Source organism: Burkholderia sp. SJZ089 (genome assembly GCF_007828315.1).
Classification (GTDB): domain Bacteria; phylum Pseudomonadota; class Gammaproteobacteria; order Burkholderiales; family Burkholderiaceae; genus Burkholderia; species Burkholderia gladioli.
The window spans coordinates 72,227-85,361 of the sequence record NZ_VIUM01000019.1; the positions used below are offsets into that span (position 1 = coordinate 72,227).

Annotated in this window: 14 protein-coding genes; 8 read left to right on the forward strand and 6 right to left on the reverse strand. The window is 70.6% G+C overall.

The features are described from left to right. Positions 1-15 precede the first annotated feature (15 nt). The 4 genes from FB600_RS29155 (at position 16) to FB600_RS29170 (ending at position 3,894) form a co-directional block, all read left to right on the forward strand. Positions 16-852, forward strand: a complete 837-nt coding sequence (locus FB600_RS29155; RefSeq protein ID WP_096752766.1) for a carbon-nitrogen hydrolase family protein — start codon at positions 16-18, stop codon at positions 850-852. Positions 853-1,173: 321 nt separating this feature from the next. Beyond that, on the forward strand, positions 1,174-2,526 hold the full coding sequence (locus FB600_RS29160) for an APC family permease (protein ID WP_145758038.1): 1,353 nt from the start codon (positions 1,174-1,176) through the stop codon (positions 2,524-2,526). Between the two features lie 137 nt (positions 2,527-2,663). Next, complete coding sequence (locus FB600_RS29165; protein ID WP_025101629.1) at positions 2,664-3,290, forward strand: LysE family translocator; 627 nt, start codon at positions 2,664-2,666, stop codon at positions 3,288-3,290. A gap of 184 nt (positions 3,291-3,474) precedes the next feature. Continuing rightward, complete coding sequence (locus tag FB600_RS29170) at positions 3,475-3,894, forward strand: H-NS family nucleoid-associated regulatory protein (RefSeq protein ID WP_098153172.1); 420 nt, start codon at positions 3,475-3,477, stop codon at positions 3,892-3,894. 25 nt (positions 3,895-3,919) lie between these two features. Here FB600_RS29170 and FB600_RS37870 read toward each other — a convergent pair whose 3' ends face one another. Next, positions 3,920-4,297 carry a hypothetical protein gene (locus tag FB600_RS37870; protein WP_409995262.1) on the reverse strand — a complete coding sequence of 126 codons (378 nt, stop codon included), beginning with the start codon at positions 4,295-4,297 and terminating at the stop codon, positions 3,920-3,922. A gap of 237 nt (positions 4,298-4,534) precedes the next feature. Continuing rightward, on the reverse strand, positions 4,535-5,053 hold the full coding sequence (locus FB600_RS29185) for a metal-dependent hydrolase (RefSeq protein WP_043217710.1): 519 nt from the start codon (positions 5,051-5,053) through the stop codon (positions 4,535-4,537). Between the two features lie 305 nt (positions 5,054-5,358). On the opposite strand from FB600_RS29185, the gene ggt reads away from it, so the two are divergent. Further along, positions 5,359-7,047, forward strand: coding sequence for a gamma-glutamyltransferase (ggt, locus tag FB600_RS29190; RefSeq protein ID WP_227742749.1), 1,689 nt, complete (start codon positions 5,359-5,361; stop codon positions 7,045-7,047). Between the two features lie 102 nt (positions 7,048-7,149). Here ggt and FB600_RS29195 read toward each other — a convergent pair whose 3' ends face one another. The 4 genes from FB600_RS29195 to FB600_RS29210 form a co-directional block, all read right to left on the reverse strand. Beyond that, the gene (locus FB600_RS29195; RefSeq protein WP_145758037.1) at positions 7,150-8,049 is read right to left on the reverse strand and encodes a 4-hydroxy-tetrahydrodipicolinate synthase family protein; all 900 of its coding nucleotides are present in this window, start codon (positions 8,047-8,049) and stop codon (positions 7,150-7,152) included. A gap of 1 nt (position 8,050) precedes the next feature. Next, the gene (locus tag FB600_RS29200; protein WP_145758036.1) at positions 8,051-8,386 is read right to left on the reverse strand and encodes a hypothetical protein; all 336 of its coding nucleotides are present in this window, start codon (positions 8,384-8,386) and stop codon (positions 8,051-8,053) included. A 120-nt stretch (positions 8,387-8,506) separates the two neighbouring features. Then, complete coding sequence (locus FB600_RS29205) at positions 8,507-9,400, reverse strand: LysR family transcriptional regulator (protein ID WP_013689764.1); 894 nt, start codon at positions 9,398-9,400, stop codon at positions 8,507-8,509. A gap of 190 nt (positions 9,401-9,590) precedes the next feature. Then, positions 9,591-10,493 carry a LysR family transcriptional regulator gene (locus FB600_RS29210; RefSeq protein WP_145758035.1) on the reverse strand — a complete coding sequence of 301 codons (903 nt, stop codon included), beginning with the start codon at positions 10,491-10,493 and terminating at the stop codon, positions 9,591-9,593. Between the two features lie 139 nt (positions 10,494-10,632). Between FB600_RS29210 and FB600_RS29215 the strand changes: the two genes are divergently transcribed. The 3 genes from FB600_RS29215 to FB600_RS29225 all read left to right on the forward strand — a co-directional run bounded on the left by FB600_RS29215 (position 10,633) and on the right by FB600_RS29225 (position 13,125). After that, complete coding sequence (locus tag FB600_RS29215) at positions 10,633-11,634, forward strand: Zn-dependent oxidoreductase (protein WP_145758034.1); 1,002 nt, start codon at positions 10,633-10,635, stop codon at positions 11,632-11,634. Between the two features lie 78 nt (positions 11,635-11,712). Next, positions 11,713-12,207, forward strand: a complete 495-nt coding sequence (locus FB600_RS29220) for a cupin domain-containing protein (RefSeq protein ID WP_047838548.1) — start codon at positions 11,713-11,715, stop codon at positions 12,205-12,207. A 96-nt stretch (positions 12,208-12,303) separates the two neighbouring features. Then, the gene (locus tag FB600_RS29225; protein ID WP_261383494.1) at positions 12,304-13,125 is read left to right on the forward strand and encodes a hypothetical protein; all 822 of its coding nucleotides are present in this window, start codon (positions 12,304-12,306) and stop codon (positions 13,123-13,125) included. The last annotated feature ends 10 nt before the right edge of the window (positions 13,126-13,135 follow it).

A 13,135-nucleotide genomic window follows, 5' to 3' on the forward strand; every position in this document is an offset into this window, starting at 1 on the left:
ACTGGAGGCAAGCAGATGCAAATTGAACTCGCCCAGATCCCGGTCGTCGACGGTCACGTCGCCCCGAATCTGGCCCGTGTCACCGAGGTGATCCGCGCCCGGCGCGACGGCACCGACCTGATCGTATTCCCCGAAACCACCCTGACCGGTTTCCCCACGCGCGAGAACGTGCGCGAGCTGGCCGAGCCGCTCGCGGGAGCCTCGATCGCCGCGGTGCGCGAGGCCGCGCGCGCGGCCGGCGTGGGCGTGGCGGTCGGTTTCGCCGAGCGCGACGGCGGGCGCTTCTTCAACACCACGGTGCTGGTCGACGCGCAGGGCGAGATCGTGCTGCGCTACCGCAAGACCCATCTGTGGGCCTCGGACGTCGGCGTGTTCGAGCCGGGCGACCGTTATGCCGTCTGCGAATTCAAGGGGCTGACGGTGGGCCTGCTGATCTGCTACGACATCGAGTTCCCGGAGACGGCGCGCGCGGTGGCCTCGCTCGGCGCCGACCTGCTGATCGTCACCAACGGCAACATGGAGCCGTTCGGCCCGGTGCACCGCCGCGCGATCGTGGCGCGCGCGATGGAGAACCAGATGTTCGCCGCGCTGGTGAACCGCATCGGCAGCGGCGACGACGACCTCAGCTTCCCCGGAGAATCGGCGCTGATCTCCCCGTCGGGCGACGTGCTCAGCGAGCTGCACGGCGAGGACGCGGTGCTGTGCGCCACGCTCGATCCGGCGCTCCTGGCCGCCAGCCGCGAGCATTACAGCTACCTGCACGACGCGCGCGTGCGGCTCGAGTTGCGCGAGGATCCGGCCGGCGATGCCGAGCCCCACGCGGGACGCGGCCGCGTGATCCGCGCGCGCTGAGTTGCGCTGAACCGCGCCGGTTCGCGCCGGTGTTCCGATTCGCGCCGGCCCGCTGCCGCATGAACCGGGCCGCCCCGCATCACCCTGGCGCAGCACGCTTCGTCCCGCCATCCGCGGGCCGGGGCACCCGGCCCGCGTCCGCGCGGCCGGCCGGCGCGAACCCATCGCGCCGGGGCCGCGGCACCTGTCGTTTTCGCTTTCGCCTTCGTTTTCGCTGAACCCGCAGCATCCTGCCGCCGCCGTGCCATCGTGCGGTGCGGCGCCGTGCAACCTGGTGTATCGCATCCGGACGCGCCGAGCGCGTCCATCGGAGACCCGACCATGACCTCATCCTCCCCGACCTCCGCGGCCGGGCACGCGCCGCGCCTGAAACGCACGCTCGGCCTGCCCTCGGTGCTGCTGTTCGGCCTGGCCTACATGGCGCCGCTGATCGTCTACGGCACCTACGGCGTGCTGGCCGGCGCGAGCCAGGACACCGCCGCGCTGGCCTACCTGCTGGCGCTGATCGCGATCGTGTTTACCGCGCTCAGCTACGGCAAGCTGGCGCGCCTGTTCCCGGTGGCGGGCTCGGCCTACACCTACACGCGCAAGACCTTCAACGCGCATCTCGGCTTCATGATCGGCTGGGCCACGCTGCTCGACTACTTCTTCCTGCCGATGGTGATCTGGCTGATCGGCGCGGCCTACCTGGTGGCGGCCTTCCCGTCGGTGCCCGCCTGGGTCTGGATCGTCGCCTTCATCGTGCTGACCAGCGCGCTGAACATCCTCGGCATCGAGCTGGCGAACCGCTTCAACATCGTGCTGATGATCGTGCAGCTGGTGATCGTCGCGCTGTTCGTGACGCTGTGCTGCCACTACGCGATCGCGGCGGCCGGCCCCGGCGGGCTGATGGCCGCGCAGCCCTTCTTCAACGCCCATGTGCCGCTGTCGGCCACCATGGCGGGCGCGGCGATCGCCGCCTATTCCTACCTCGGCTTCGACGCGGTCTCGACGCTGACCGAGGAGACCGTCGATCCCGAGAAGACCATCCCGCGCGCCATCGTGCTGATCGCGCTGATCGGCGGCGCGATCTTCGTGATCGCCGCCTACACGCTGCAGCTCGCGCATCCGGGCGCGGTCTTCAAGGACCCGGATTCGGCCGCCTTCGAGATCGCCAGGAAGGTCGGCGGCGACATCTTCGTGTCGGTGTTCCTGGCGGGCCTGATCCTCGCGCAGTTCGCCTCCGGCATCTCGGCGCAGGCCAGCGTCGGCCGCCTGCTCTACGCGATGGGCCGCGACGAGGTGCTGCCGCGCCGCCTCTTCGGTTACATCCATCCGCGCTTCCAGACCCCGGCGCTCAATATCGCCTTCGCCGGCATCATCGGCCTGATCGCGCTGAAGCTGGACGTGGCCACCTCCACCTCCTTCATCAACTTCGGCGCCTTCCTGGCCTTCACCTCGGTGAACCTGTGCGTGATGCGCCAGTTCTTCCTGATGTCGCCGCAGCAGCGCCGCTTCGGCTGGCTCGGCGGGCTGCTGTTCCCGGCGCTCGGCGCGATCGCCGATATCTGGCTGCTGGTCAGCCTGGAGAAATCGGCCCTGGTGCTGGGCGGGATCTGGTTCGTGCTGGGCCTGGTCTACCTCGGCTGGCTCACGCGGGGCTTCCGTCAGGCGCCGCCGGAAATGGCGGTGTGAACCGGCGGCCCGGCGGTTCGTGCCGAGGCGCCGGGCCGCGCCGGTTGCCGCCGTGCCGCGCGGCCTTACAATCGAGGCCGCGCGCCCGCCGCGCCGCCGTCCCGCCCGGGCCGGCGATGTCCGCCCCGGAGGCACAAGTGCTTGACCTGTCGACGCTCGGTACCTTCATCGTGATCATGTTCGGCCTGTTCCTGGTGCCGGGGCCGGCCGTGCTGCTGGTGCTCTCGCGCACCGCCCAGGGCGGCCGGCGCGCCGGCGTGATGACCAGCATCGGCGTGGCGATCGGCGATTTCGTCCACACCCTCGCGGCGGCGGCGGGCCTCTCGGCGCTGCTGATGACCTCCGCGCTGGCCTTCAACGCGGTCAAGTACGTGGGCGCGGCCTACCTGTTCTACCTGGGCTGGCGTGCCTGGCGCGCGCCCGCGGCCGACACGCGGCTGCCCGAGCTGGCCGGCGTCACGCCGGGGCGGGCCTGCCTGCAGGCGATCCTCACCGAGCTGCTCAATCCCAAGACGGCGCTGTTCTTCATCGCCTTCCTGCCGCAGTTCGTTCATCCCGAGCGCGGCCATGCCTTCGCGCAGTTCATCGAGCTGGGCCTGCTGTTCGCGGTGTTCGGCGCGCTCTATACCTCGTTGCTGGTGCTCGCGCTGCGGCCGCTGCGCCATGTGCTCGGCAGGCTGCCGCTGCTGCGCCGGCTGCAGGGCAAGCTGATCGGCGGCATGCTGATCGGGCTCGGGCTCAAGGTCGCCGCGCAGAGCCGCTGAGCGCGGCCGGCCGCTCGCGGGAGCCATCAGGGCCGGGCAGGGTCGGATGCATGGGGACGCTCCTATGCAATATCAGTCCCGTCCGATATCGCTCACGGAGCGATATGTCTACCATTCGTCGGTTTTGGCGGTGCCGGCCCGCAATGCGGCCGGTGCCTCGATGCCTGTCGAAGGAGCCCAGCCCGTGATCGAGAAATTCGAGCAGTTCAAGCAGCGGATCGCCACCATCCAGCAGCAACTCGACGACGAGAAAAGAACCGCGGCCGCCGGCGTGCTGGCCGATATCCGCGAGTGCGTGCGCCTGTTCGGCCTGACGCCGCGCGATATCTTCGGCGATGCGATCGCGGCGCCGCGCCGGCAGCGCGCCCCGAAGTACTGGGATCCCGTCTCGGGCCGCACCTGGAGCGGCATCGGCCGCGAGCCGGCCTGGATCAAGGGACGGGATCGCGCGGCCTTCGCGCTCGATCGAAGCGGCAGCGAACCCGGCGACGCAGCCGAGGTGGTGGTGGCGCCGGCTCGGACCGAGCCTGGCGCGGCGAAGCCGGCCGCCAAGCGCCGCGCTGCCGCGCCGGCCTCGGTCAAGCGCGCGGCGCGTCGGCGCTGAAGCGGGGGGCGCGAGGCGCGGGCGTTCACTTCCCGGCTGTTCGACACAGCTTGGGCTTCGGAAGCCTTTCCTTCCCATCAACGGCCTGCTCGGCCGTTCCCTGCCTCGCTCCGGTCCTTTCCGCCCATTCCCGCATCGCCTCCCCCATTGGATGATGCCGGCTCGCATCCCAGGCGAGCGCGGCTGTCACCACCATCACGCGCTCCTTGAGCGGACGCACCATCACGTTGTCCGGCGCCAGCAAGCGCATCGACGCGGGCACCAGCGCGCCGCCCTGGCCGCAACTGACGTAGGCCATCTGCGAAGCCGTCGAGCGCACATCGTGCAGGACGCTTCGCTGTCCTACCTGGCTGAGATCGAGGCGCGCGGCCCGACGCTGGCCGAGATTCCGCGCTGCGGCCATTTCCCGATGTACTCGATCCGGCCGCGATGTGGCAGCGGATCGCCGCGTTCCAGCGGCAGGCGGTGGCAGGGGAGCGGTGACGTGGGGCGGTGCTTGCTGGCCGCCATGATCGATGCGCATCGATCATGGCGGCCTTGCCGTTGCGGCGCTGGCCCTCGTGCGATGCGAGGCCGGCATCGGCAATGTCCGGCGCGGCGCTCGCCGCCGGCAGCCTCGCCGGCGCCGAGCCCCTCGGCCTCAGGCCATCCTCAACCAATGCAGCCAGTGCTCGAGCAGCGCATCGCGCTGCCAGGCCGCCTGCGCGACCCACAGCGCGCCGATCCAGGCCGCGGCGACGACGATCAGGTCGCAGCGCCCGCTCTTCCACCAGTTCAGCGAATGCCGCTGCAGGATCCACGGCACGCCGAGCGGATTCGGCCAATCCGCCAGCAGATGCATGAGCCCGCCGCAGGCGAAGCCGAACAGCGGCGGTGCCCAGGGATGCAGCGCGCTCAGCGAGCGATCGGCGAACCACAGCAGGGCGATCCATCCCAGGCCCCAGTGCGTGGCGGTGCGATGCCTGATCCACAGCCGCCGCTTGCGCGACCACCATGCCACCTCCAGCCAGTCGGGCGCCGTGCCGCCGGCCACGCCGGCCGCGAACGCGGCGAAGCTGCCGACGTGCCAGGGCCCGGCGGCGCCCGCCTGCCAGACGAGCGCGGCGGCGATCAGGCCGGCGGCCCAGCCGGTGGCGTGATGGGCATTGTGTGAGGCCATGCGGGAAGCGATCGCGAGGTTGCGCTGCAAAAATTCTGGGGCGCCATCATCTCAGATCGACACGCGATATGGCGCATCTGCGACGGAATATTTCTCTGTGCGCAGCAATTGCATCTAACGGCTCGGAACCCGCGCGGGGCCTGGCTCGCGCATCGAAAGTTGCATTGCACCATCGGGCGGCGGCGCATTTTTTTCGCGTGTCGGACCATGCTATAAGCGGCGGGACGGCCTTACTTTTCAGCCCGCCAGGGCAACCTCGTGAGGGATGCGCAATGATCGTTTCGTTCCATCGTGTCAGGATTTCCATGCTCGCGGCCTGTGTCGGCGCGGCGGTTGCCGGCTTCGTTCCCAATGCGCCCGCGTTCGCCAAGTCTTCGTTGCACGCGCAACTAACCGGCTCGGCGGTGGCGGTCGCCGACAAGTACAGCGCCGATGCGGCCGAGAAGATCTTCAAGCAGGGCGGCAATGCGGTGGACGCGGCGGTGGCGATCGCGTTCACGCTGGCCGTGACCTATCCGGAAGCCGGCAATATCGGCGGCGGCGGGTTCATGACGCTCTATGTCGACGGCAAGCCCTACTTCCTGGACTATCGCGAGCGCGCGCCGCTGGCCGCCACCAAGGACATGTACCTGGACCGCGATGGCAACGTGATCAAGGGCATGAGCCTGTACGGGCCGCGCGCGGTGGGCGTGCCCGGCACGGTGGCCGGCATGTGGGAGGCGCAGAAGCGCTTCGGCAAGCTGAAGTGGCAGCAGGTGCTGGCGCCGGCCATCCACTACGCGAAGGACGGCTTCGTGGTGGACGAGCAACTGGCCCAGCGCGGCGTCGACGCGTCCAAGGAGTTCGACGGCAAGACCAACTTCGACAAGTTCTTCGCCGGCATGAAGGCCGGCACCAACTTCAAGCAGCCCGACCTGGCCGCGGTGCTGCAGCGGATCGCCTCGCAGGGCGCCAAGGGTTTCTATGAAGGGCCGACCGCCGAGAAGATCGCCGCCGCGATGCAGCCCGGCAACGGCCTGATCACCACCGAGGACCTGGCGCAGTACAAGGCCGTCTGGCGGCAGCCGGTGCAGGCCAACTGGAACGGCTACCGCGTGATCACGGCGCCGCCGCCGAGCTCGGGCGGGGTGGGCCTGGTGCAGTTGCTGAAGATGAAGGAGGATCTCGCGGCCGACTTCAAGGGCGTGCCGCTGAACTCGGCGCAGTACGTGCACCTGGTGGCCGAGATCGAGAAGCGCGTGTTCGCCGATCGCGCCCAGTACCTCGGCGATCCGGATTTCTACAAGGTGCCGGTCGCGCAACTGACCGACGACGCCTATCTCGCCAAGCGCGCGGCCGAGGTCAACCCCGACACGCCGTCGGACACCAAGAGCGTGCAGCCGGGGCTCGGCACCTCGATGCCGGAGAAGGCGGAAACCACGCACTTCTCGGTGATCGACAAGTGGGGCAACGCGGTGTCGAACACCTACACCATCAACGGCTATTTCGGCTCGGGCGTGGTGGCCGAGGGCACCGGCATCGTGCTCAACGACGAGATGGACGACTTCTCGGCCAAGCCCGGGGTGGCCAACATGTTCGGCGTGGTGGGCAGCGACGCGAACGCGATCGAGCCGAAGAAGCGGCCGCTGTCGTCGATGTCGCCGACCATCCTCACCAAGGACGGCAAGGTCGCGCTGGTGATCGGCACGCCGGGCGGCTCGCGCATCTTCACCTCGATCTTCCAGGTGATCACCAACGTCTACGACTTCGGCATGCCGCTCAAGGAGGCGGTCGGCGCGTTCCGCTTCCATCACCAGCTGCTGCCGCCGAACACGATCTTCTGGGAGCCGTATCACCCGATCACCGGCGAGCTGGCCCAGCAGATCGAGGCCAAGGGCTACACGCTGAAGGGGCAGGATTTCAGCGGCGACATCCAGGTGATCCGGGTCGACGGCAAGTCGCCCGAGGCGGCGGCCGATCCGCGCGGGCGCGGCGTCACGCGTGTGATCCGCTAAGGTCGCGCAAGCCCGCGAAGGCCCGCGCAGGCGCGAAGCCGCCCGGCGCGTCGGGCGGGGTGGCGGCGGGCCGATCCCGCCGCCCCGTTCGCGTTGCGGTGCTCAGTGCAGCGGGCTCGCGGCCGGCGCCGTCAGCCATTCGGCGCGCAGCCGCTCCAGCGTGCCGTGCACGCGCCGCAGCTCGGCCACCAGTTGCGGCGAGGCCGGCGTGATCGGCATGCGCACCTCGGCCGTCATGTCGTGCGAGAAGGCCAGCATGGCCTTGATCGCGGCCGGGTTCGGCGCCGAGAACAGCAGGCGGATCGCCGGCTGCATCGCGTCGAACAGCGTCTGCGCCTCGGTCACGCGGCCGACCTCGTACAGGCGCTGCACTTCCACGAACAGGTCCGCGCCGACATGCGCGCTGGCCAGCACGCCGCCCGAGCCGCCCGCGGCCAGGCAGTCGAGAAACGCGCCGTCGGTGCCGCACAGCACGTCCAGCGGCAGGCTGTCGAGCGCATCGAAATGCGCGGGCACGCATTCCTTGATCCCGACGATGTTGAGGTGACGCGTGAGCTGGCGCACCGTCGACGGCTCGATCGTCACGCCGGTGCGATGGGGCACGTCGTAGAGCATCACCGGCCGTCGCGTATGCAGCGCGACCTGGCCGAAGTGCCAGAGCACGCCGGCCTGGTTCGGGCACAGATAGGCCGGCGGCGAGACCAGGTAGCCGGCCACCTCCCATTGTTCGAGACGATCGATCTCCTCGAGGAAGGCGCGCGTGTCGAAGCCGCCCACGCCGACGAACACCGGCAGCCGGCCGGCCGCCACGTCGAGGATCGCCTGCAGCGCCGCGGCGCGCTCGAGCTCGCTCAGCAGCGCCGCCTCGGCCGTGGTGCCCAGCGCGACGAAGCCGGCGATGCCGCTGTCGAGATAGGAGGCGGCCAGCGCGCGCAGCGCGTCGAGATCGACGAGACCGGCGCGCAGCGGCGTGACCAGCGGGACCCAGATGCCTTTGAGCATGTCAGTGCTCCCGGCGGATCGACGAATCGGCGGGCGCGGCCGGCAGCGAGCGCGTGATGGTGCCGATGGTCGCTTCGTCGAGGGTCGCCATCAGCAGGTCGAGCAGCGCGCGCATGTCGTCGGGCGCGGTGACCAGGCTCAGGTGGATCGCGCGGCGCGCGGGCCGGGCCTCGACCAGGTGGCTGGCCAGCGGCGAGCGCAGCAGGGTGGCGAGCTGCGCGTCGCGGTCGTGCCGCGTGAGGGCGATCCGCACCACGGCCTGGGCCGGCCGCGGCACGCGGATCGAGGGGGAAGGGGAGCGTTGCAGCGAGGGCGAGACAGCCTGGATATGGCGCATGCGATGGTCGTTGACCCGGAACGGGTAGGAAGGACGACATCAGCGTAGCGGGCCGCGCGTAAATCCCGCGTAAAAAGTGCGGGCGGATCCGTAAACCGCGAGCCGCGCGCCGCGCGTGGTTCAGGCCTGCCAGCCGTTCGCCACGCACTGCTCGACCACCTCGACGAACACGCGCTTGAGGATGCTGCCGTCGTCGAGCCAGATCAGGCCGAGCGGGGCGCGATAGCCGGGCAGCGCGAGCGGCAGCGCCACCACGTTGTGCGGCACGGCGGCGGCCGCCTCGGCCGGGATCAGGCCGATGCCGAGGCCGGCGGCCACCAGCGCCAGCATGGTGGTGTATTCGCCGAGCTCGCGCGCGATGTCGAGCGTGACCTGCTGCGCGCCGAGCGCGACCAGCAGCGCGTCGAAGAAGCCGGGCGCGTAGCGGCGCGCCAGCACGAAGGCGGGCTGGCCGCGCAGCGCGGCCGGCTCGATGCGGCGCCGGCGCGCGAACGGATGCGAGGCCGGCACCGCCACCACGAAGGATTCCTCCATCACCACCCGCGAGCTCAGCCCGCTGGCCGCGATCGGCAGGCGCGCCAGGCCGAAGTCGAGCGTGCCGCCGTGCAGCGCCGCGATCTGGTCGGGGGTGGGCATGTCCTTCAGCTCCAGCGCGATGCGCGGGTAGCGCGCGTGCATGGTGCGGATCAGCGTCGGCAGCAGTTGCGGCAGCACCGAGGAGACGAAACCCAGCCGCAGCGTGCCGATCTCGCCCTGCGCCGAGAGCCGCGCCACCTGCGCGGCGCGCGCGGCCTGCTCGAGCGTGGCGCGCGCCTCGGGCAGGAACAGGCGGCCCGCCTCGGTCAGCGCGACCTTGTGGCGGTCGCGGTCGAACAGGCGCACGCCGAGGCCGGTCTCGAGCGTCTTGATCTGCATGCTCAGGGCCGGCTGCACGATGCACAGCCGTTCGGCGGCGCGGCCGAAATGCAGTTCGTCGGCGAGCGCGACGAAGGCGCCGAGGTGTTTCAGTTCCATGGCGGACGGCTCCCGTGCGGCGCATCGGCCGCTGTCATCAGCGTGGATGATAACAATGGACGGGCAGCGGCGAAGCGTGGATCAGGCGGGAATCGTGGAGGGCGCGGTCGCGTCTCGACGAGTGGCCCGGGTCGTGGCGGGCTGGTCATCGGCCGGCATGATCACGATGGGCGCCGTCACGCCGCCGGCTTCAGCGCCTCGCGCGCTCGTCGCTCGCGAAGATCTCCACCAGGAAGTCGATCAGCACGCGCACGCGCATCGGCACGCGCCGGCCGGCGGCATGCACGAGGTGGATCGGCAGGGGTTCCGGTTGCAGCCTGGGCAGCAGCACCTGCACGCGGCCGGCGCGGATCTCGTCCTCCAGCAGCCACAGCGGCGCCTGCGAGATGCCGAGCCCGTTCACCACGGCCGCGCGCACGTGTTCCGCGTCGCCGGTCAGCAGCGAGCCGCGCGGCCGGTAGGACAGCGCCTCGCGCCCGACCCGCAAGGCCCAGGGATAAGGCTCGCGCTCGCGCGAGAACACGATGCAGCGATGCGCGTCGAGATCGTCGAGGCGCGCGGGCGTGCCGTGCGTGGCGAGGTAGTCGCGGCTGGCGACGAGCACCAGCGCGGTCTCGCCGAGCCGGCGGGCGATCAGCGACGAATCCACCAGCTTGCCGTGGCGGATCGCCAGGTCGATGCCCTGGCCGACCAGGTCCACGTTGCGCTCCGATACCGACAGCTCGACCGAAACCTCCGGATGGCGCACGAAGAATTCGGGCAGGCGCGGCGTGATCCAGAGCCGGCCGTGGCCCGGCGCGGTATTGAGCCGGACCAGCCCGCGCGGCGACTGCTGGCGCTCGCCGACCGAGGATTCCACCGCATCGAAATCCTCCACCAGTTGCCGCGCCGATTCGTAGAAAGCCTGGCCGGCATCGGTGACGGCGATGCGGCGCGAGGTACGCAGCAGCAACTGCGCGCCCAGGTGGCGTTCGAGCGCCGCGATCTGCTTGCTGACGGCCGGCTGGCCGATGCCTTGCTCGCGCCCGACGGCGGAGAAGCTGCCGCGTTCGACGAGGCGGACGAACAGGCGGATGGCATCGAGACGGTCCATGGGGGCGGTGATCCATTCCAGAGTGGAATCGATGATATGTCGCCTGACGGCGTTTTCGCAATCGATGAAAGGGCCCAGGCTACGGGTTCGTCGTGCCGGCCAAGGCACGCGCCACCCACCAGGAACAGGAGCGGCATCGATGAAGGCGATTTGCGTGACCCCCGAGCGGACCCTGGAAGTCCGCGACATCCCCAGGCCGGCCGAGGCGGCGCCGGGCCATTTGCTGGTCGAGATGGACGCCTCCGCGATCAACCACGGCGACAAGACCTTCCTGCGCCAGCCGGGCGCCGCGGGCGCCGGGCTGCTGCCGGTCGGCCAGGGCGTGTGGGGGGCGTCGGGCGCGGGCACGGTGCGCGCGATCGGCGCCGGCGTGCCGGCCGACTACCTGGGCCGGCAGGTGGCGATCTACCGGTCGCTCACGCGCAGCGCCGAGACCATCGGGCTCTGGAGCGAGCAGGCGCAGGTGCCCTGGACGAGCTGCCTGATCCTGCCGCAGACGGTGCGCGCGCGCGATTACTGCGGCTCGCTGGTGAACGTGATGACGGCCCATGCGTTCCTGGAGGAAATCGTCGCGGCCGGCCATCGCGGTGTGATCGTCACGGCCGGCAATTCGGCCACCGGGCGCGCGCTCGGCGCGCTGGCGCGGGCCCGCAAGCTGCCGGCGATCCTGCTGGTGCGTCATGCCGAGGCGGCCGAGGCGCTGCGCCGCGAAGGCGAGCCGCATGTGATCGCGGCCGGGGAGGGCTTGGTCGACACGCTCGCGCCGCTGGCCGAGACGCTGGGCGCCACGGCCGTGTTCGACGGCGTCGGCGGCGCGCTGGCGAGCGCGCTCGTGCCGGCCCTGCCGATGCGTTCGACGCTCTACGCCTACGGCTTCCTCGATCGCGCGGCGCCGTTCTCGATCCCGACCTCGCTGCTGATGATGAAGGACCTCACCCTCCGCCGCTTCAGCAATTTCGAGAGCGCCACGGTGCGTGAGCCGCAACGGCTGGCGGCCGCCTTGCGCGCGCTGGAGGGGGTGATCGGCGATCCGGTGTTCCGCACGCGGCTCGGCGAGGCTTTCGCCTACGAGCACGTCGAGCAGGCGATGGCGCTGGAGGCGCCCGAGGGCCGCAAGGCGATCCTGCTGGCCCGCGCCTGAGCTGGCGAGGCGGTTGCCGATGGACAGGGCGGCTCGCGCATGGTGTCATGTGGGCCTCCCGCCCACTGGAGCCCCACGATGTCACGCCCTGAATTCATCAAGCACTGGACCGAACTCGAAGGTGCCGACGACCAGCACTATCCCGGCGACAGCGAATTGATGGGGATTGGCGCGCCGCTCGCGCGCAAGCTCGGCCTCGAGCGCATTGGCATTCATCACGTGCGCCTGCTGCCGGGGCGGCGGACTTCCTACCCGCACGCGGAAAGCACCGAGGAGGAGTTCGTCTACGTGCTGGAAGGCACGCCCGATGCCTGGATCGACGGCCATCTGCATCGGCTCGAACCCGGCGATGCGGTCGCCTTCCCGGCCGGCACCGGCATCTGCCACAGCTTCCTCAACAACACGGCCGAGGAGGTGCGCCTGATGGTGATCGGCGAGCCCGCCAAGGACGACAACCGGATCCGCTACCCGCTCAACCAGGCGCACCAGGCCAGGCGCCCCGACGGCTGGACCGACTGGCCGACGCGCGAACTCGGCCCGCACGACGGCAAGGCGCGCGTCGAACCGGAGTGAGGCGGGGGGGCCGGCCGACGCCGCCTTCCCGCAAGGGCCGATCGGGCGCCCGGCCACGCTATCATTGGCGCCCCGTTTCCAGAGTCAAGCCGTATCGTGCCAGCCATCCCGTCCTTCCTGCCCCGTCTGCTGGCCGCCTGCGCCTGCGCTTGCGTCTGCCTGCCGGCCCTGGCGCACGCCGCCGCGCAGGATTCGGCCGCGTCGTCCGAGCCGGCCGCTTCCCCGGCGTCCTCTGCCGCCCGTCCCGCCGGCGCGCAGCCCTTCGTCGGCGACGACGCGCTGGCGGTGCGCGACGCGCTCGCCAAGGCGAAGCTCGATACCGGCAAACCCTCGCTGAAGGAACACGCCCGCGAGTGGCTGCACGCCGTGGCCAGGCAGCCGACCGACGAACCGGCGCTCAAGCCGCTCGGGCTCGATCGCACGCTGCGCTTCGTGATCCCGGTGAGCTACGGCCTCCTCTATCGCGCGAAGCGGCACCAGCTGAGCGTCGATCTCGATCTCTCCAGCGAGGCGACGCCCGACACGATCCTGCTCAGGAAGGCCATCACCGGGCCGCGCGGACGGCGGCTGGTGGTGGCCGCCGAGGCCAAGGCCAAGGGCTATGTCCAGCACATCGACATCATCGAGATGGATCCGGGCAAGGCCAGGCAGACGGCGGTGCGCGCCCGGGTGAGCGTCGCGCCGTCCGACTTCGCCGCCGCCGGCGACGACGGCGGCTTCGCGATCGTGCTGCTGGCCGAGCTGGCGCCGCCGTACCTGAGCGAGCGCAGCGAACACAGCGACCCGAGCAACGAGGAGCCGACCGACATCACCACCCGCACCTCGACGCTGCATGCGCAGGTGCAGGCGGTATGGCTGGTCAATACGAAGACGGGCGCGGTGCTGACCCGCAAGCTGCGGCTGTCCAGTTCGAAGTAAGGCGGCCGGG